The following is a 17,509-nucleotide window of genomic DNA, read 5'->3' on the forward strand; positions in this document are numbered from 1 at the left end:
CCTGTCGTACGCCTTGAGGAGGAACCATGGCCGATTCCCCCACGACCGAACCCCAGCAGGAGACATCCGCCGACGTCGCTCAGGGGGCCGTCCTCGGTGCCTGCGGATGCGGCTCGGGCTGCGGGTGCGGATGCCAGTCCGGAGCGCCGTGCCAGTGCGGCGGCTGCTCGGGCTGACGGACGCGGAACAGCGGTGGGCGGCCCCGGCGCGGGGTCGCCCACCGCTGTTCGACCGTCCGGGTCCTCGGCCGTCCGCAGGTCAGACGGTCCGCTCGGGAGCGGCGGGCTCGGGAACCGCGGTCTCGGAAGCGGTGGGCTCAGCAGCGATGGACTCGGAAGCGGTGCTGCCGTGCCCGCTGTCCACGGTCACGACCGTCCCGCCCGCCTGCGGCAGGTTCCGCATCAGCAGCCGGTACCCGAGGGCCGCGACCGTACCCAGCACCGCGCACATCCCCCAGAGCCACCCGGCCCCGAAATGGTCGATGACCAGCCCGGACAGCAGCGGGGCGACCAGCGAGGCGGCGGCCCAGGACAGCGTGTACATGCCCTGGTAGCGGCCCCGCCCCTGGGCCGGGGAGAGCTGGACGACCAAGCCGTTCTGCACGGGCGCGTTGACGATCTCTGCGACGGTCCACACGCAGATCGTCAACGCGTACACGGCGACCGACCCGGCGAAGGCGGTCAGCCCGAATCCGTACCCCGCCAGCAGCGAAGAGACGATGAGCAGCCGGCGCGGGTCGCGGCGCTGGATGAACCGGGTGACCGGGATCTGGAGCACCACGATGAGCACGCCGTTGACGGCGACGGCGGTACCGAAGTCGGAGCTGCTGAACCCGTCCGCTCCCATGGCCACCGGCAGCCCCACGTACCCCTGCTGGAAGATCAGGGCGATCACGAAGGACAGCCCGACGACCCCCATGAACCGCCCGTCGCGCAGCACGGTGCCGAGCCGTACGTCGTCGTTGTCCGGTGCGGCGCCGCCCCCGGCACGCGGAGCGGCCTTCTCCGGCCGCGACTCCGGCACCTTCATGAAGACGACGACGGCGCAGAACAGCGTCATCAGGGCCTCCCCGACGAAGCCGGCGAGATAGCTGTACTCCGCGATGAACCCGGCACCGGCCGAGGAGACCGCGAAGCCCAGGTTGATCGCCCAGTAGTTGAGCGAGAAGGCCCGGACCCGGTCCTTCGCCGGGACGATATCGGCGATCATCGCCTGGACGGCGGGCCGCGAGGCGTTGCTCGACATCCCGACGAAGAAGGCGACACCGGCGATGGCCACCGGATGGACCATGAAGCCGAGCACGGCCACCGAGACGGCCGTGGAGACCTGCGCGACCAGCATCGTGGGCCGCCGCCCGAACCGGTCGGCCATCACCCCGGCCCCGAGCGAGGAGACGACCCCGCCGAGCCCGTGCAGGGCGGCGACCAGCCCGGCGTACGAGGCCGAGTAGCCCCGGTCCAGGGTCAGGTACAGCGCCATGAACGTGGCGACGAACGCCCCGAGCCGGTTGACCAGGGTGCTGGTCCACAGCCACCAGAACTCCCTGGGGAGCCCTGAGACGGTGTCGCGGGTGGCCCGCCTGAGCGCGGCGACAGACATGCGGGTTCCCCCCCAGGGACGTAAAGGATTCGGCTCGGCGGCAGGAGACCCGCCGGTCCCGGGGCCGCCACCGAGCCGAACACTACGAACCCGGATCGCGCCCTGCCACTCGATTGACACCTGCCGTCAATCGGAGCCGCCCCCGGCTCCCCCGCCCGTCCGGCTGTCCGCTCCGTGGCCGGGCGCGCGCGGCCCGCGCGGGTTCGATTACGCTCGGACGCATGGCCGACGCACCGTACAAGCTGATCCTCCTCCGCCACGGCGAGAGCGAATGGAACGCGACAAATCAGTTCACCGGTTGGGTGGACGTCAACCTGACCCCGAAGGGCGAGAAGGAGGCGGTCCGCGGCGGTGAGCTGCTGACGGAGGCCGGCCTGCTTCCCGACATCGTGCACACCTCGCTCCAGAAGCGCGCGATCCGCACCGCCCAGCTCTCGCTGGAGGCCGCGGACCGCCACTGGATCCCCGTGCACCGCTCCTGGCGGCTGAACGAGCGCCACTACGGCGCCCTCCAGGGCAAGGACAAGGCCCAGACCCTCGCCGAGTTCGGCGAGGAGCAGTTCATGCTCTGGCGCCGCTCCTACGACACCCCGCCCCCGGAGCTCGCGGACGGCGCCGAGTACTCGCAGAGCGGCGACCCCCGCTACGCGACGATCCCGCCGGAGCTGCGCCCGCGCACCGAGTGCCTCAAGGACGTCGTCGTCCGCATGCTGCCGTACTGGTACGACGGCATCGTCCCGGACCTCCTGGCCGGCCGCACGGTCCTGGTCGCCGCCCACGGCAACAGCCTCCGCGCCCTGGTCAAGCACCTCGACGGCATCTCCGACGCCGACATCGCGGGCCTGAACATCCCGACCGGCATCCCGCTCGCCTACGAACTGGACGCGGACTTCCGCCCCTTGAAGCCGGGCGGCACGTACCTCGACCCGGACGCGGCGAAGGCCGCGATCGAGGCCGTGAAGAACCAGGGCAAGAAGAAGTAACCAGCGGAGCCGAAGCGGCTCACGTACCGAAGAAGCTCCCGTCCGTGGCTCGTCCGCGTGACGGGAGCTTTTTCGTGCGCCGGGCCGCCGGGCCTCCGCGAGGGACACCCTGAGGGCGTCCCGTCCTCAAGTCGCCCCGGTGGACCGGGCGGAGGTGACGCCCCGTATCGCTCGTCGTACCCTGTGGCGCATGCGGGGAGATCGGGAGAGCGGCTATGGGTGAGCCTCTGAAGACCTTTGTCGGCGGTGCCGAGGTCGAGGTGCCCAACAGCATCCCCGCCATCCGCGCCGCCCTGCCCGAGGCGAGACGCGAGGAGTTCGACGGTGCCATCAACGGGGCCGGGGTGCATGAGATCCAGGCCGTGATGCGGCACTGGATGCTGGAGGCCGTGCCCGATCCGGAGGCCGAGCGGATTCTGGACCGGCTGGCGCGGGACGAGGCCGAGAGGCGGAACGTCGCTTGAGCTTCCGGATCTCCTATGCGCCACCTGCCGATGACACCCTGGCCAAGATGCGGGACGGCGACATCTTCCGGGACCAGATGGCGCGTTCCCTGGGGCGCGAGCCGTACGGGCACGGGTCGTCCGCCGTCAAGGAGGAGCACGATCGCCGTGAGGCCACCGTCGCCGGGGCGATCGTGCTCTATTACGTCTCCGGTTCGGTGCTGACCGTCACCGTGGTGCGGCTCGTCCCGCTGCCCTGACCGGGGGTCAGGGCAGCTTGGCGGTCTGCGCGTCGATCACGGCCGTCGGCAGCTCGAGGTCCTTGCCGGAAGCGGCCGCGGCCAGGTTGACCGCGGTGAACGAGGCGACCGTGGCGCCCTGCCGGATCCGCACGAGCTTCATCGTCATCCTGTCGCCCTCCGAGTCGATGTCCACCGTCCAGCCGGCGGCCTCCTCACCGCCCTTGACCCGCTCCTCCGTGATCTTGACGATCTTCTGCTTGTCCCCGTCCACCGTCATCGTGAAGCCGGAAGCGCACCTGTCCGCCGCCGTCCGCAGGCCGGCCACCGACTCCTCGGCGCCCTTGCCCTCGTAGGAGGAGAGCGTGGTGAGCGTCATCGTGATGTCGAAGGCCGCCTCGAACGCCTCGTCGAGGTCCGCGCTGTCCTGGTCGACGCCCTTCTTCGGCTCGCTGGTCACCTTGCGCTGGGTGGACGCGGCGGGGGAACCGGACACGGCTCCCATCAGGGCATCGGCGAAGACGTCACAGGCGGCCTTGTCCGCGGTGACATCATCGGTGGAGGCGGAGTCCCCGGGACCGGCCTTTGCGACCTTGTGGCCCTTGACGTCGCCCTGGGCGAGCGAGACCTTCTCCAGCTCGGCGGCGGTCAGCACCCTGGCGGCGGCGGGCTCGGCCGGGGAAGCTCCGTCCGCCTTGCCCTTGTCGCCGCCGTCCTTGTCCGCCGCGTCCGAACCGCAGGCCGCGGTGAGCAGGGCCAGGGACATCACGGTAGCGGCAACAGCGGTACGACGTATGGCAGTGGGTCGCATGGCCCATCCTTCTGTATCAAGTCGTTTCGCCCGCACGAAGGCAGCCGCGCCGGGTTCGGCGCGGCCATGGGGAGATCGTGGGGGTGCGCCAACTCTATGAGTCGGCTGTGGTTTGGCAATCCGTCAGACCGGGCATCGCCCCTGATCGTGACTACGTCGTGATCACCCCGAGCACGCTCTGAGCTGGGTCTTCGCCCCGGCCGGCCGCGATGCGTACCCGGGTGACCACCCGAAGGGGGTCCGCTGATGCCGATCGATTCCGCCCTGTCCGCCGTGCTCGGTTCCGTGGGGGTGCCGCCGGAGCTGATCGCCTCGTGCGAGCCGCTCACCGGCGGCACGTACAACGCCGTCACCCGGGTCCGGCTCACCGACGGCCGGGAGTGGGTGGTGAAAACACCGCCGCCCGTGAAGGCCGGGGCGCACCTCGGTTACGAGCGCGACCTGCTGGTCAACGAGGTCATCTTCTACAACACGGCGGCCGCCCTCACCGAGGAGACCCCGGTCCCCCGCGTCGTCCACAGCGGGCTCGACGCCACCGCCCCATGACCGCGTGCCCCGGGCAGCCCTGGCACGAGGTCACCGGGGCGATGGCCGACGGCGAGGAGCGGCGGCTGCGCGCGGAGCTCGGGCGGTTCGTCGGCCGGCTGCACACCGCCCCGGCGGCTTCGGCTATCCATCCGCCGCGCTCGCCCCGTTGGCGCCGACCTGGCGGCAGGCGTTCACCACGATGACCGACGCCGTGCTGGACGACGCGCTGACCTACGCGGCGAGGCTGCCGCGTACGGTCGCGGACATCCGTGGGGTGCTCGCCGCCGCCTCTCACGTACTGGACGACGTCATACGGCCGGCCCTGGTCCACTTCGACCTGTGGCAGGGCAACATCCTGGTGTCCGGGGAGCCGGGGGCGCGGCGGATCGGCGGGATCATCGACGGGGAGCGGATGTTCTGGGGCGATCCGGCCGCCGACTTCGTCTCGCTGGCCCTCTTCGCGGACATCGAGGAGGACAAGGATCTGCTGGCCGGATACGGGGAGTCGGCGCCGGGCGGGCCGGTGCGGTTCGACGGTTCGCTGCGGCTGCGCCTCGCGCTGTACCGCTCGTACCTCTACCTGATCATGCTGGTGGAGACGGTGCCCAGGAAGGCGGACGGGGAGCAGCTGGCCTGGGCGTGGCAGGAAGTGGCGCCCCGGCTCGAAGCGGCCCTGGGCGAGGTGGAGTCGGCGCTGCGGGGCTGAGAGGCCGCCGCAGCACCGGTCTCCCCGTCCGTCAGCGGTCCAGGGCCCGTTGGGCGTCGTGCAGGTTCTGCGGGCGGACGGCCTCCGGGGTGCCGTACGCCTCCAGGCGGGTGTGCAGGTCGCCGGTGAAGTCGGGGACGTCGATCTGGCCGAACTCCGTCACCTCGCTGATCCCGACGCTCGCGCTGTAGGGGGCGAGGCCGTCGATGCGCATCAGGCCGGCCCGGCCGTTGGTGACCCGGATGTTCCAGTGCGTGAAGCGGGCGCCGAACAGGGGTCCGGCGCTCGCGTCGCCGCCGTGCTGCCCGTTGTTGTTCACCGTGATGTCGGTGCGGACGTTCGCGAACGGCATCCCCCGGTGCGAGTCGAACGTGCCCATCTCCATCACGCCGCGCGACCAGACGTTGTAGCTGGACAAGCCCTCGACGTTGATGCCGTGCAGCTGGGTTCCGGCGGGCGCCGGAACGGTGCGCTGCTCGATGGTGAAGTCCTCGATCAGGTTGTCGTGCGAGCCCTCGCGGCAGTAGTACGGGTGGTGCGAGCCGCGCCCCGCGACCCTCGTCCGCCGCAGGGTGCAGGCGGAGGCGCCGATGAGGCCGAAGCCGTTGTCGACGTGGCGGACGGTGATGTCGTCGGCCCAGCAGTCGTACGCGCACTGGAACGCGACGCCGTTGTACCCCTTGTCGAGCAGGTGCTGCGACTGCGGGGTCTCGACCGCTTCGAGGGTGAGCCCCTCGACGCCGGAGCCGGTGAGCGGGGCGGCGAGGGTGGTCAGGCGCGGGTCCCACTCGGGGCGGACGTCGAGCGGGAGCGGACGCTCCAGGGTGACCCTGCGGCCGTGCACGGCGGTGATGCGGACGGGCCATTCGTAGGGGACGTACGAGGTCAGCTTGGTCTTGTCGTCCCAGTAGTACGCCTCCGGGCCGGGCCCGCCGCCCGCCATGTGCTCCAGGAGGGTGTGCGCGGAGTCGTCGGCGAGGCGGAGCAGGACGAGTGCGCCGCGCTTCAGCTTCCGGGTGTCGTCGACGGTGATAGTACGGTCGCCGAGGCGGGCGGGGGCGACGGTGGTCAGGGTGCGCCACTCGTCGCGCCTGTTGCCGGTCCAGCCCTCGAAGGGCCAGTCCTTCGCCTTGATCGCGTTCGTGAGGGAGGCCCAACGCGCTTCGGGGCAGAGCCAGATGAGGCCGCCCGCCCAGGACCAGCTGGACTTGTCGCCGCCGTACCGGCTGCCGTAGACACCGATCAGCTCGGTGAGGTTGCGGGTCGCGTACAGCTTGGTACGGCCGCTGCCCGCGCCGCGCACGACGACGTCGCTGTGGCCGATGCGGATGATGTCGTCGATGCGGTACGTGCCTTCGGGGATGAGGACCGTGCCACCGCCGCGCTCTCCGGCAGCGGCGATGGCACGGTTGATCGCGGGGGCGGCGTCGGCGGAGTTGTCCGGCTTCGCGCCGTAGTGCAGGACGTTGGCGGTGAAGCCGTGTCCGGTGCGCGGGCGGTGAGGCAGGTCCGAGCCGCCTCGGTAGCCTGCCCGGCCGATGAACGGGATCTGCGGGTGGGTGAGGGGCGCTGCGGTGAACTCCCGCCAGAGCGGGGTGTACTGCGGTCTGCCGCCGCCCGCACCGGTCGCGGTGCGCGCTGCGGTGTGTGCGGTGTTGCCGTCGCCCGGCGCCGCGAACGCCGTCTCGCTGATGGCCGCTCCGGTTGCCGCTGCCGCCGCGACGGCCACCGCGCTGCCGAGCAGTCCACGCCTGCTGATGTTCCCCACGTGCCCCACGCTCGCCCTGGTCGCCATGAGCCCGATCCGCCTTTCATGAATGTGAACGACGTTCATGTCTGCGTCGGCGGTGAGCATGCCACGCGCCCCCGGCGCGGCGAAAGGGTCGTGCGTCGGGGAATTGGGGCGTGGCTCGGCTCAGTTGGCGCGCGTCAGCCGGTGGGGCGCTGAGTCAGATGCGTGAACGCGTCCAGGTTCCGGGTGGACTCTCCGCGCGACACCCGCCACTCGTACTCCTTGCGGATCGCGCTCGCGAAACCGAGTTCCAGGAGGGGGTTGAACGCGCCGTCGGCGGCCTCCAGGACCACGCCCAGCAGCCGGTCCAGCTCCTCGGCCGTGACCACCGAGAGCGGCAGCTTGCCGACGAGATAGACGTCTCCGAGGGAGTCGACGGCGTAACTCACGCCGAACAGGCGGAGGTTGCGCTCCAGCAGCCAACGGTGGACCGCCGGTTCGTTCTCGTCGGGGTGCCGGATGACGAAGGCGTTGAGGGAGAGCGAGTGCTTGCCGACGAGCAGCGAGCAGGTGGTGGAGAGCTTGCGGGTGCCGGGCAGCTGGACGACGTAACTGCCGGGGGCCGGACTCTCCCAGTCGAGTCCGGCGTCGTCGAGCGTCGCCTCGATGACCTGCGCCACCTGCCCGGTCTGCCCGGCCTGCGCGGTCTGTCCGGCCTGGTTCGTCGCCGCCGCGTCCTCGGGTGCATCAGCCATGGCCCGAGCGTACGTCGGATCAGCCGAGCGGTTCGAACGCGGGCGCCTCAGAGGTGGCGCGGGCGTCTCACACGTAGCGCGAGCGCACCCGTCGGCGGTGGTCCTGCATCGCCTCCGTGTACACGTCCGCCGTCGCCGCCGCAGCCGTGCCCCAGCCGAACCGCTGGGCGTGCTCCGCGGCCGCGGCGCCCATCCGGGTGACCAGCTCCGGCGCCTCCGCGAAGCGCGCCAGCGCCTCCGCGTAGGCCGCCGGGTCGTGGCCGGGGATCAGGAAGCCGCTCTCCCCGTCCCGCACCGCCACCGGCAGCCCGCCCACGGCCGCCGCGACCACCGGGGTGCCGGCCGCCTGGGCCTCGATGGCGACCAGGCCGAAGGACTCGCTGTACGAGGGCATGACCAGCACGGACGCGGCCCGGAACCAATCCGCGAGCTGGTCCTGCCCGACCGGCGGCTGGAACCGTACGACGTCCGCGATGCCGAGCCGGGCCGCGAGCTTCTGGAGCCCCTCCGGCTTGGCGAGCCCGCTGCCGCTGGGTCCGCCGACGACCGGTACGACGATGCGCGAGCGCAGCGAGGGGTCTCGGTCGAGCAGGACCGCGATCGCGCGCAGCAGCACGTCCGGGGCCTTCAGCGGCTGGATGCGGCCCGCGAAGAGCGGGACCAGGGCGTCCTGGGGCAGCCCCAGCCGGGCCCGCGCCGCGGCCCGCCCGTCGGCCGGGCGGAAGCGGTCCAGGTTCACACCGGGGTGCACGACGGCGACCGCCTCGGGGGCGGCCTCGTAGAAGCGGACGAGCTGGTCCGCCTCCTCCGCGGTGTTCGCGACCAGCCGGTCGGCCGCGCTGACGATCTGCGTCTCACCGATGACCCGGGCGGCGGGCTCCGGGGTGTCGCCCTCGGCCAGCGACGCGTTCTTGACCTTCGCCATGGTGTGCATGGCGTGGACGAGCGGGACGCCCCAGCGCTGGGCGGCGAGCCAGCCGACATGGCCGGAGAGCCAGTAGTGGGAGTGCACCAGGTCGTAGTAGCCGGGGCGCTGACCGGCCCACGCCTGCATCACACCGTGCGTGAAGGCGCAGAGCTGGGCGGGCAGCTCCTCCTTGGCCAGACCCTCGTACGGCCCCGCGTCGACGTGCCGGACCAGCACACCGGGCGACAGCTCGACCGCGGGCGGCAGCGCGCCGGTGGTGGAGCGGGTGAAGATCTCGACCTCGATGTTGATCGCGGCGAGGCGCTCCGCCAGCTCCACGATGTAGACGTTCATGCCGCCCGCGTCGCCCGTCCCCGGCTGGTGCAGCGGAGAGGTGTGCACGGAGAGCATCGCGATCCGGCGGGGCTTGCGGTGTCCGCCCGGGAAGGAGCCGGAGAGACCGGCGGGGAACCTGAGACGCGGTGCGACACGGCTGCTGCCGAGCCGAGAGACGTACTGGCTCACGTCGTCCGGTCCTCCTCGTTCAGGGCACTGGTACCGACTCGTTCAAGGCATGGCACCGAAGGGGCACACGGTCCCTTCGATGGGCTGGAACAGTGGAATCCCTCCTTTCATTTCCGCTTTGCCAAATCATTACGGTACGTGTCCGGCGCGTCGCCGCGACTCCACCGCACCATCCCCTCCACGCCGCTCGTTACGCTCTGTGCCATGCGCCCCATCGGCACCGCGACCCGCGGGACCACCAACCCGAACCGGCTGCGCCGCATGGACCGCTGGATCGCCGCCACCCACGGCCCCGCCCTGCGCCGCGCCGACGCCCCCGTCGCGGTCGACCTGGGGTACGGCGCCGCGCCCTGGACCGCGGTCGAGCTGCTGGAGCGGCTGCGCGGCGCAGAGCCGCGCACCGCGGTGGTCGGCATCGAGATCTCCCCGGAGCGGGTGGCCGCGGCGAAGCCGTACGAGCGCGAGGGGCTCACCTTCCGGCACGGCGGCTTCGAGATCCCGCTGCCCGAGCGGCCCGTGCTGATCCGGGCGGCGAACGTGCTGCGCCAGTACGACGAAGGCGAGGTCGCCGCGGTCTGGGAGCGGCTGTGCGCGCGGCTCGCGCCGGGCGGACTGCTGGTAGAGGGCACCTGCGACGAGATCGGGCGCCGGCATGTGTGGGTGGCGCTCGGTCCGGAGGGCCCGCGCACGGTGACGTTCGCGACCCGGCTCGGCTCCCTCGACCGGCCCTCGGACCTCGCGGAACGGCTGCCCAAGGCGCTCATCCACCGCAATGTGCCGGGCGAGCCCGTCCACGCGTTCCTGCGCGACTTCGACCGGGCCTGGGCCGCCGCGGCGCCGTACGCCTCGCTGGGCGCGCGGCAGCGCTGGATCACTGCGGTGCGGGCACTGTCAGGGGACTGGCCGCTGGCGGACGGGGTACAACGGTGGCGGCAGGGCGAAGTCACGGTGAACTGGGCGGCGCTGAGGCCCGAACGGCACCCCGGGCGGTAGCGGGTCCCGCCCGGATCGGGGGAACTGTCCGTCCGCCGGGAACACCGGCCGGACACCGTTCGTCCCAGATATACGGGGAGCGGTAGGAGGGAGTACGGCTGCGGCACCGGCGACCGGCCGGAATGGACCGGAGATGTGTGAGCCTCTGTTGCTTTTCGGTACGGCATGGCACGATCTCGTCGGTGCCATAAGTTACTGACGGTAAATCAGGTCCGGGTGGATCTGTCCGGAGGGGGAGCTCGTGAACCGACGCCACAGTGCCGCCGCGGCGATCACACTGGTCTACGCGCTTGCCGTACTGGCCGCACCGGTCCAGGCCTTCGCCACGCCCGCGCCCCCCGCGCCGGAACAGCCGCCGAGGTCCGGGGACGCCGAGGACTCCGGGACGTCCGGCAAGAAGAGCCTCGAAGAGGTGCGTGCGAAGATCGACGCCCTCTACCGCAAGGCGGGGGCGGCGACGGACGCGTACAACCTCGCGGAGGAACGGTCCAAGAAGCAGTCGGGCGAGATCGTCAAGCTGGCGCAGGCCATAGTCGAGGGCCAGGCGAAGATCGCCGAGCTCAAGAGCAGGGCCGGCGCCCAGGCGCGCGAGCAGTACCGCAACGCCGGACTGCCGCCCGGCGCCCAGCTGATGCTCAGCGGCGACCCCCAGCTCTTCCTGGACGGGATCAGCCGGGCCCACCAGGGCCAGCAGGCCGCCAAGGGCGTTCTCGGTGAACTGAACAGGACCCAGGAGGACCTGGAGACGTACACCCAGGACGCGAGCACCAACTGGACCAAGCTCGAAGCCAATCGCGTCAAGCAGGCCAAGGCCAAGAAGAAGATCAACGAGCAGATCGCGGCGGCGAAGAAGCTGGAATCCCAGCTGGAGAAGAAGGAGCGGGCCCGGCTCCTCCAGCTCGAACAGCAGGCGGAGTACAAGTCGCAGACGGCCTGGCTGAGTTCCGGCGCGCTGAAGGAGATCAACCGGGGAGCGAGCGCGAGCGGCAAGAAGGCGGTGGCCTTCGCGACTTCACAGATAGGCAAGCCGTACAAGTGGGGCGCCGTGGGCCCCGCGTCGTACGACTGCTCGGGGCTGACGTCGCAGGCGTGGGCGGCGGCCGGTCACCCGATCCCGCGCACCTCGCAGGAGCAGTGGCGGCAGCTGCCGCACATCGCCGTCAAGGACATGCGCCCCGGCGACCTGGTCATCTACTTCGGCGACGCCACGCACGTCGGGATGTACATCGGAGACGGCGCGATCGTGCACGCCCCGCGCCCCGGCCGCGACGTCACGATCACGGGGGCGGGATCGATGGAGATCCTCGGAGTCGTACGCCCGGACAAGTAACGGCCGCGGGCCGGGGCCCGCGAACCGCACCGCCGGGAGGCAACGTTAAGAGAGCCTCAAGGCACTCTTAAGGCCCTCCAGGAGCCCCCGGAATCCCGAAACGGAACGGATTCCGTCGCCGCCGCCCAGCCCGGATCCGCCTGCCGCCCCGCAGTCGTGACCCGCGCCACCCGGCGCCCGCCGCTCCACGTGACCTTTGTCATGCGCCGGAAACCGCCGCGCCCCCGTCGCATCCCGCCGGATCTGCGTCCTTCCGCGGCTTAAGGCCGTTCCCGGAACGGCCGACACGCTTCGGGCGCCATTCCGTTCCCACATCCCGTACCGCTATCGTCCCCGTCTGGCGGGTCGTCGGTCGTCGCTCCGCCGCGCCCTCGGGGGGAGGGAAGGAAACCCGATTCGATGCCCGTACCCGTACCGCAGCAGCGTTCCGTTCCCGCTGCGGAGACCAGCTATGGCGCCGCCCTCACCCTCCTGGTGATCGAGGACGACCCGGCGGGCACGCTCACCGTCCCGGAACTGCCCGCAACAGCCGGCACCCGGGTCCGTATCCGCAGTGCCCGCAACCTGACAGAGGCGGGCCGGCTCCTCACCGACGACGTGGACTGCATCCTGCTGGACCTGGCCCTGCCGGCCGGCAGCGAGGCGCGCACCAAGCAGGGCGAGGAGGCGGACGACCTGGCCACCCTCAAGCACGTGCTGCGGATCGCGCCCCGGCACGCCGTCATCGCGCTCACCGCCCAGGAGGACGCCGAGCTGGCCGCAGAGGCGGTACGGGTGGGGGCGCAGGACTACCTCTTCCGCGACGAGCTCGACGGCAGGCTGCTCAGCCGCGCCATCCGCTATGCCGTCGAGCGCAAGCGCGCCGACGTCGCGCAGCACCAGCTCACCGAGTCCCGGCTGCGGGCCCAGGAGAACGCCCGCCTGGAGCGCGGACTGCTCCCCACCCCGCTGCTCGACGGCTCCGATCTGCACTTCGCCGCCCGCTACCGCCCCGGCCGCAGCCGTGCGCTGCTCGGCGGGGACTTCTACGACACGGTCCGTACGCCCGACGGCACGGTCCACGTGATGATCGGCGACGTCTGCGGGCACGGCCCGGACGAGGCGGCGCTCGGGGTGGAGCTGCGCATCGCGTGGCGGGCGCTGACCCTGGCCGGTCTCTGCGGCGACGAGCTGCTCTCCACACTCCAGCAGGTCCTGGAGCACGAACGGGAGAGCGAGGAGATCTTCGCGACGCTCTGCACGGTGGACATCGCCCCCGACGGCCGCCGTGCGGGCCTCTGCCTGGCGGGCCACCCCGCACCGCTGATCGCCCGCCAGGGCCGGGCGGCGCATCTGCTCCCGTACCAGGACGGCGGCCCGGCACTCGGTCTGCTGCCACGCGCCCGGTGGCCACGACGCCAGGTGGAACTGGGCGGCTCCTGGAGCCTGATGATGTACACGGACGGGCTGATCGAGGGCCGGATCGGCACCGGCACCCAGCGCCTCGGCCAGGACGGAATGGTCTCGATGATCAACCGTCAGCTGGCGGAGGGCCTGACCGGCGAGGCCCTGCTGGAGGCCGCGGTCACCCGCGTCCGCGAGCTGAACGGCGGCGAACTCACCGACGACGTCGCGGTCCTGCTGCTCGACCGACACGAGGACGCCGAGCGCCGCAAGCCGTACCAAGGCGACCGGGGCCGGAGCATTCCGCGCCCCCGCCCCGGACAGGTGTCACCCGCAGGCGCTCAACGCCCGCCGTTGTAGGGCCCGTACGGGCCGTCGCTGCTCGAACCGCCGCGGCGGTTGCCGCCGCCCATGACGGCCTTGAGCGCCGGCCGCACGTCCACGAAGTACACGATGGTCGCGACCAGTCCGGCGAGCTGGATGAAGAGCATCGGCACCCAGAGGTTCACCACCACCGTGATGCCGAGAATGATCAGCCAGAAGGGCTTGGTCTGCTTCCCGGCTGCCCGGTAGGCGTCCTCGCGGACGACCGCGGCCATGATCAGGGCCACGACGGCGAGAACGAGCATCGCCGTGTAGATCAGCCCGAGGATTGAGTTGAAGCCTTCGAGCAACATGATGTGCACCGCCTAATACGTGGATGAGCGCCTCGCGGCCAAGGTACCGGGACAACGGCCGGGGCACCCCGAAAGGTGCCCGGCCGTCCCCCGGCACTCCGGCCGGCCGTCACGCCGGTCGCGCTACTTGGCGGTGGGCGGTGTGGTCTTCTTGGCGGCGGGCTTGCGCGCGGCAGCCTTCTTGCCGGCCGCGGGCGCGGGCTTGACCTCCGCCTTGACGGTCCTGGCGGCGGGCGCGGGCTTGGCGACCGGCTTCGGCGCCGCCTTGGTCCCGTCCTTGGCCGGGGCGGCGGCCGGCTCCGACTCCTTGCGCGGCTCGACGACGACGGCGATCTCGACGATCTCCTCAGCCGTCTCGCCACGCCACGTGCGCACGGTCTGCTCGCCGCGCTCGGCGACCTTCTCGTACGTCTCGCGGGCCCGGACCGCGTACTCGGCGGCCACACCCACGCCGCGCAGCGCCAGGTCCTGGGCGCTCTCGCCCAGCTTCTTCAGATCGGTGTCGAACGCCCCGATCACCTCGGTGACCCTGGCCTGGAAGCTGGCCTGCGCCTCCTTGGCCTGCCCGGTCACCTTCTCCTGCACGACCTTGGGGTCGGTGTTGCGCACGGCCTCGATGCGCTCCGGCGCCTCGGCCCGCAGCTGCTCGATCAGCGCCGGAACCTTGCGCGCCTGCTGCACGGCGAGATCGGCCGTACCGGCGGCGAAGTAGAGGGGGGTCGGGTCGGTGAGGGTCTTGCGCAGGTCATCGGTGATGGCCATGACTGTGGTCCTCCCGGATCATCAGACTCAGTGTGAGGGTTTTGAAGGCTTTGAAGCTGTATCGGCAGCACTGCCGTCGGCATTGAAGGGCGCGTCCGCACCGGACGCACTCCCCTCCTCACCCCCGGGCCCGTCCTCGAACCCGTTCTCCTTGCGGAAGGAGGCGTAGATCTGCAGCAGCACGCTCTTCTGCCGCTCGTTGATCGACGGATCGGCCAGAATCACCGCCCGCGTCTCCAGCTCGTCCCGCTCCCGCTCGTCCAGGATCCCGGCCCGTACGTAAAGCGTCTCGGCGGAGATCCGCAGCGCCTTGGCGACCTGCTGCAGCACCTCGGCACTGGGCTTGCGCAGCCCGCGCTCGATCTGGCTGAGGTAGGGATTGGACACCCCGGCCGCATCCGCGAGCTGCCGCAGCGACAGCTGCGCGGTGCGCCGCTGCTCACGCAGGTACTCGCCGAGGCTGCCGACGTTGAGTGATGCCATGCCTTGATGGTGGACCCTCGGCGCTAACTTTTGCAAGCAGCCGCTTGCAAAAGTGTTCCGAACCACTCGCACGGGTCTGCGGCGGCGGCTGAGCACGCCATCCGTTCCCAGTACAGCTGTCCGTTCCCCGTACGTCTGCGGCGTCCCGCCGGACCCGAGATGCGCACGGCGATAAATCGGTCGACAGGCGAGCCGCGACACACTGTGATGGCCCGCACCGTCCGCCGCACGGAGTGGACCGAGCGCAGGAGGCGTCTTGGCAACCGCGAGAACCGCGGACATCCGGCCGGAGATCGATGCCGCACTCGTCAGGCGCCTGATCGACACCCAGTTCCCGCAGTGGGCGGGACTGCCCCTGAAACTGCTCGACCCGGCCGGCTCCGACCATGTGATCTACCGGCTGGGCGAGGAGCTGAGCGTGCGGCTGCCCCGCCATGCCGGGGCAATCGGCCAGGCCAGGAAAGAGTTCCAGTGGCTGCCGCGACTCTCCCCGCGCCTTCCCCTGAGCATTGCGGTACCCGTAGAAGTAGGGGAACCCGGCTTCGGCTATCCGTGGCCGTGGGCGGTGTCCCGCTGGCTCGAAGGCGAAGTGGCGACTGTCGACGCGCACGCCGACTCCACCAGGACCGCCGTCGAACTGGCACACTTCCTGGCCGCTCTACAGCGGTTTTCGCCCGACACCACACCCAGGACCGCCCAAGAGCATCTCACCAGTTGGTCGTTGTCCGACCGAGATCACGCGACGCGGGCCGCCATCGCGAAGGTCGACGGCGTCTTCGACGCCGCGGCGATGACCGAGCTGTGGGATGCGGCCATGAGCGCCCCCGGATGGCATGGCCCTCCGGTGTGTTTCCACGGCGACTTCCACACGGGCAACCTGCTGACCGTCCACGGCCGCCTCAGCGCCGTCATCGACTTCGGCGGGCTCGGCATCGGCGACCCGGCCTGTGACCTGATGATCGCCTTCACCCTGATGACGGCCGGCAGCCGAGCCTCATTCCGCAACGCGCTCGGCGTGGACGACGCCACATGGTTGCGAGGCCGCGGCTGGGCCATGGCCACCGGCCTGAACGCCTACACCTCCTACGCCGCCGTCAGCCCTCGGGTCGCCGCGCAGACCACCCGGCAGATCACCGAGGCGCTCACCGGCTGATGGGGGGCATCGGTGGTTGGACCGCCACATCGCGGCCCGCACCCGAGGGAAGGTGGTCCTCAGCGTCGCGGCGGGGTGACCCTTCGACACAGCGGACCAACTGGTGTCCTCGGTGCCCGAAGTCGGTCGGTTCCGCGCCTGCCGCAGCGGGGGCGAGGCGCGATACGGTGCGTTGATCTTCAGGCTTGTACCAAGGGGGAGGAAGCGGTGACGGCCGACTTGACACCAGAGCTGGCCGAGGCGATCCAGCGCGGCTACGAGCAGCGCGACCGGGCGGACATGGCACCGACGATCGCCTATTTCCAGGCACTGCTCGCGGACCATCCCGACCACCCGGTCCTCGTGTACGAGGTGGCCGGCGCCTACGACACCGCGGGCGAGGAGGAGACCGCCCGCGGCTACTACGAGCGGGCACTCGCCCTCGGCCTCGACGGTGACGTCCTGCGCCGCTGCCTGTGCCAGTACGCCAGCACCCTGAGGTGGCTGGGCAAGCTCGACGAGTCGCTCGCGGTGCTCGACCGCGCCGCCGAGGAGTTCCCGGACTCCGACTCCGTCCGCGTCTTTCGCGCTCTGACTCTCAACGACGCCCATCGGGGGGACGAGGCGGTCGCCGCACTGCTGACCGTCGTCACCGAGCATGCCGAGGTCACCGACCTCGGGCGGTGGGCGGTCGGACTGCGCGGCCTCGCCCAGTGGCTCGCCGACGGCCGCCCCGAGTAGCGGCCCCGAGACCGGCAGGGACCCGCGCGCCACGATCGGGGTGTCGCGGCGCGGCGGGTCCGGCTCGGAGCTCCGGCGACGGATTCAGGTGCCTGTGCAGGGCGCCGGGCCGAGGGCAGGGTGGCTCAACCCTGTTGGCTCGGATCGTGGTTGAGGATCGGCCTCTCCCGCAGTTCAGCGCATTCGTAGGCGAACGCGCAGAGCCTGCGGATCAGGCTGAGGTGGGTGGCGGGGTCCGTGGTGCGCTGCACGCGGGGTGCCTCCCGGAGCCACTCGTGCCACAGGCCGCCCGGGGCCAGGAACCGGGCGGCGTAGTCGTCCCCGAGGTTCAGACCAGTGAACACGAGGGCGCCCATGGCCACGATCTGGTCGTAGCCGAGGTCCGGGCGGCGAAGGTAGCGGTCGAGATAGGCGGCCAGCAGTTCGGCATCGCGCGGCGTGCCGAAGCGGGCGAGGGCCACGCTGTACGCCAGCCCTGCGCAGCAGACCTCGCTGTCCAGCAGGAGTTCTCCGAGGCGCTCACGGAACTCGGTCCGGCAGGAGACCGCGATGAGCCATGCGGCGGTCCTCCGCTCGCGCCATCCGCCCTCCAGGAGGGTGGCGATCTCGTGCGGGGTGACGCGTCCCGCGTCTTCGCCGAGGGCTCGCGCGAAGCGGTCGTATGCTGGATCGGGCATGGTCAGCACACCGCCGCCGAGCTTCCGGTAGCGGCGCCCCGGCGTGACGTAGCGGCTGACCAGGGCCCGCAGTTCGGTGTCCTCGTGAGCATGGCGCATCACA

At 71.2% G+C, this 17,509-nt stretch carries 17 protein-coding genes and 1 pseudogene; 9 read left to right on the plus strand and 9 right to left on the minus strand.

Translation table 11 applies throughout. The annotated features are described in order from the left end of the window. Positions 1 to 258 precede the first annotated feature (258 nt). On the minus strand, positions 259 to 1,599 hold the full coding sequence (locus RLT59_RS16525) for an MDR family MFS transporter (protein WP_311304104.1): 1,341 nt from the start codon (positions 1,597 to 1,599) through the stop codon (positions 259 to 261). Positions 1,600 to 1,820: 221 nt separating this feature from the next. Between RLT59_RS16525 and RLT59_RS16530 the strand changes: the two genes are divergently transcribed. From RLT59_RS16530 to RLT59_RS16540, 3 genes are all read left to right on the plus strand, one after another. Then, positions 1,821 to 2,582: a phosphoglyceromutase gene (locus RLT59_RS16530; protein WP_311304105.1), complete on the plus strand. Its 762-nt coding sequence runs from the start codon at positions 1,821 to 1,823 to the stop codon at positions 2,580 to 2,582. Positions 2,583 to 2,797: 215 nt separating this feature from the next. Continuing rightward, entirely contained in the window at positions 2,798 to 3,046 is a 249-nt protein-coding gene (locus RLT59_RS16535) for a hypothetical protein (RefSeq protein ID WP_073733032.1), read from the plus strand. Next, positions 3,043 to 3,285 (plus strand): hypothetical protein, encoded by a 243-nt coding sequence (locus tag RLT59_RS16540; protein ID WP_311304106.1) that lies wholly within the window; start codon positions 3,043 to 3,045, stop codon positions 3,283 to 3,285. The genes RLT59_RS16535 and RLT59_RS16540 overlap by 4 nt, the downstream gene beginning before the upstream one ends. Positions 3,286 to 3,292: 7 nt before the next feature. Here the strand turns inward: RLT59_RS16540 and RLT59_RS16545 are convergent, their stop codons facing one another. After that, the gene (locus RLT59_RS16545) at positions 3,293 to 4,075 is read right to left on the minus strand and encodes a hypothetical protein (protein WP_311304107.1); all 783 of its coding nucleotides are present in this window, start codon (positions 4,073 to 4,075) and stop codon (positions 3,293 to 3,295) included. Between the two features lie 246 nt (positions 4,076 to 4,321). Here RLT59_RS16545 and RLT59_RS16550 point away from each other — a divergent pair. Further along, a pseudogene (locus RLT59_RS16550) lies at positions 4,322 to 5,309 on the plus strand (phosphotransferase family protein). A 31-nt stretch (positions 5,310 to 5,340) separates the two neighbouring features. On the opposite strand, the gene RLT59_RS16555 reads toward RLT59_RS16550, so the two are convergent. From RLT59_RS16555 to mshA, 3 genes are all read right to left on the minus strand, one after another. Further along, positions 5,341 to 7,104: a glycosyl hydrolase family 28-related protein gene (locus tag RLT59_RS16555; RefSeq protein WP_311304108.1), complete on the minus strand. Its 1,764-nt coding sequence runs from the start codon at positions 7,102 to 7,104 to the stop codon at positions 5,341 to 5,343. Between the two features lie 134 nt (positions 7,105 to 7,238). After that, positions 7,239 to 7,796 carry a type III secretion system chaperone family protein gene (locus RLT59_RS16560; protein WP_311304109.1) on the minus strand — a complete coding sequence of 186 codons (558 nt, stop codon included), beginning with the start codon at positions 7,794 to 7,796 and terminating at the stop codon, positions 7,239 to 7,241. A 67-nt stretch (positions 7,797 to 7,863) separates the two neighbouring features. After that, positions 7,864 to 9,228, minus strand: a complete 1,365-nt coding sequence (gene mshA / locus RLT59_RS16565) for a D-inositol-3-phosphate glycosyltransferase (protein WP_311304110.1) — start codon at positions 9,226 to 9,228, stop codon at positions 7,864 to 7,866. Positions 9,229 to 9,432: 204 nt separating this feature from the next. On the opposite strand from mshA, the gene RLT59_RS16570 reads away from it, so the two are divergent. The 3 genes from RLT59_RS16570 (at position 9,433) to RLT59_RS16580 (ending at position 13,294) form a co-directional block, all read left to right on the plus strand. Beyond that, a complete protein-coding gene (locus RLT59_RS16570) occupies positions 9,433 to 10,221 on the plus strand; it encodes a class I SAM-dependent methyltransferase (protein ID WP_311304111.1) in 789 nt (262 codons plus the stop codon). A 241-nt stretch (positions 10,222 to 10,462) separates the two neighbouring features. Continuing rightward, a complete protein-coding gene (locus tag RLT59_RS16575; protein ID WP_311304112.1) occupies positions 10,463 to 11,551 on the plus strand; it encodes a C40 family peptidase in 1,089 nt (362 codons plus the stop codon). A gap of 399 nt (positions 11,552 to 11,950) precedes the next feature. Next, positions 11,951 to 13,294 carry a PP2C family protein-serine/threonine phosphatase gene (locus RLT59_RS16580; RefSeq protein ID WP_311304113.1) on the plus strand — a complete coding sequence of 448 codons (1,344 nt, stop codon included), beginning with the start codon at positions 11,951 to 11,953 and terminating at the stop codon, positions 13,292 to 13,294. On the opposite strand, the gene RLT59_RS16585 is transcribed toward RLT59_RS16580, so the two are convergent. The 3 genes from RLT59_RS16585 to RLT59_RS16595 all read right to left on the minus strand — a co-directional run bounded on the left by RLT59_RS16585 (position 13,276) and on the right by RLT59_RS16595 (position 14,856). Next, positions 13,276 to 13,611, minus strand: a complete 336-nt coding sequence (locus tag RLT59_RS16585; protein WP_311304114.1) for a DUF2516 family protein — start codon at positions 13,609 to 13,611, stop codon at positions 13,276 to 13,278. The two genes, RLT59_RS16580 and RLT59_RS16585, sit on opposite strands and share 19 nt — an antisense overlap. A gap of 123 nt (positions 13,612 to 13,734) precedes the next feature. Next, positions 13,735 to 14,373, minus strand: a complete 639-nt coding sequence (locus tag RLT59_RS16590; RefSeq protein WP_311304115.1) for a hypothetical protein — start codon at positions 14,371 to 14,373, stop codon at positions 13,735 to 13,737. Between the two features lie 27 nt (positions 14,374 to 14,400). Then, the gene (locus tag RLT59_RS16595) at positions 14,401 to 14,856 is read right to left on the minus strand and encodes a helix-turn-helix domain-containing protein (protein WP_311304116.1); all 456 of its coding nucleotides are present in this window, start codon (positions 14,854 to 14,856) and stop codon (positions 14,401 to 14,403) included. A 256-nt stretch (positions 14,857 to 15,112) separates the two neighbouring features. On the opposite strand from RLT59_RS16595, the gene RLT59_RS16600 reads away from it, so the two are divergent. Together RLT59_RS16600 and RLT59_RS16605 are read left to right on the plus strand one after the other, a co-directional pair. Continuing rightward, entirely contained in the window at positions 15,113 to 16,009 is an 897-nt protein-coding gene (locus RLT59_RS16600; protein WP_311304117.1) for an aminoglycoside phosphotransferase family protein, read from the plus strand. A 207-nt stretch (positions 16,010 to 16,216) separates the two neighbouring features. After that, positions 16,217 to 16,729 (plus strand): tetratricopeptide repeat protein, encoded by a 513-nt coding sequence (locus RLT59_RS16605; RefSeq protein WP_311304118.1) that lies wholly within the window; start codon positions 16,217 to 16,219, stop codon positions 16,727 to 16,729. A 125-nt stretch (positions 16,730 to 16,854) separates the two neighbouring features. Here the strand turns inward: RLT59_RS16605 and RLT59_RS16610 are convergent, their stop codons facing one another. Continuing rightward, a complete protein-coding gene (locus RLT59_RS16610) occupies positions 16,855 to 17,505 on the minus strand; it encodes a DUF6000 family protein (RefSeq protein ID WP_311304119.1) in 651 nt (216 codons plus the stop codon). Between the last annotated feature and the right edge of the window lie 4 nt (positions 17,506 to 17,509).

It is taken from the genome of Streptomyces sp. ITFR-6, assembly GCF_031844725.1.
Classification (GTDB): Bacteria; Actinomycetota; Actinomycetes; order Streptomycetales; family Streptomycetaceae; genus Streptomyces.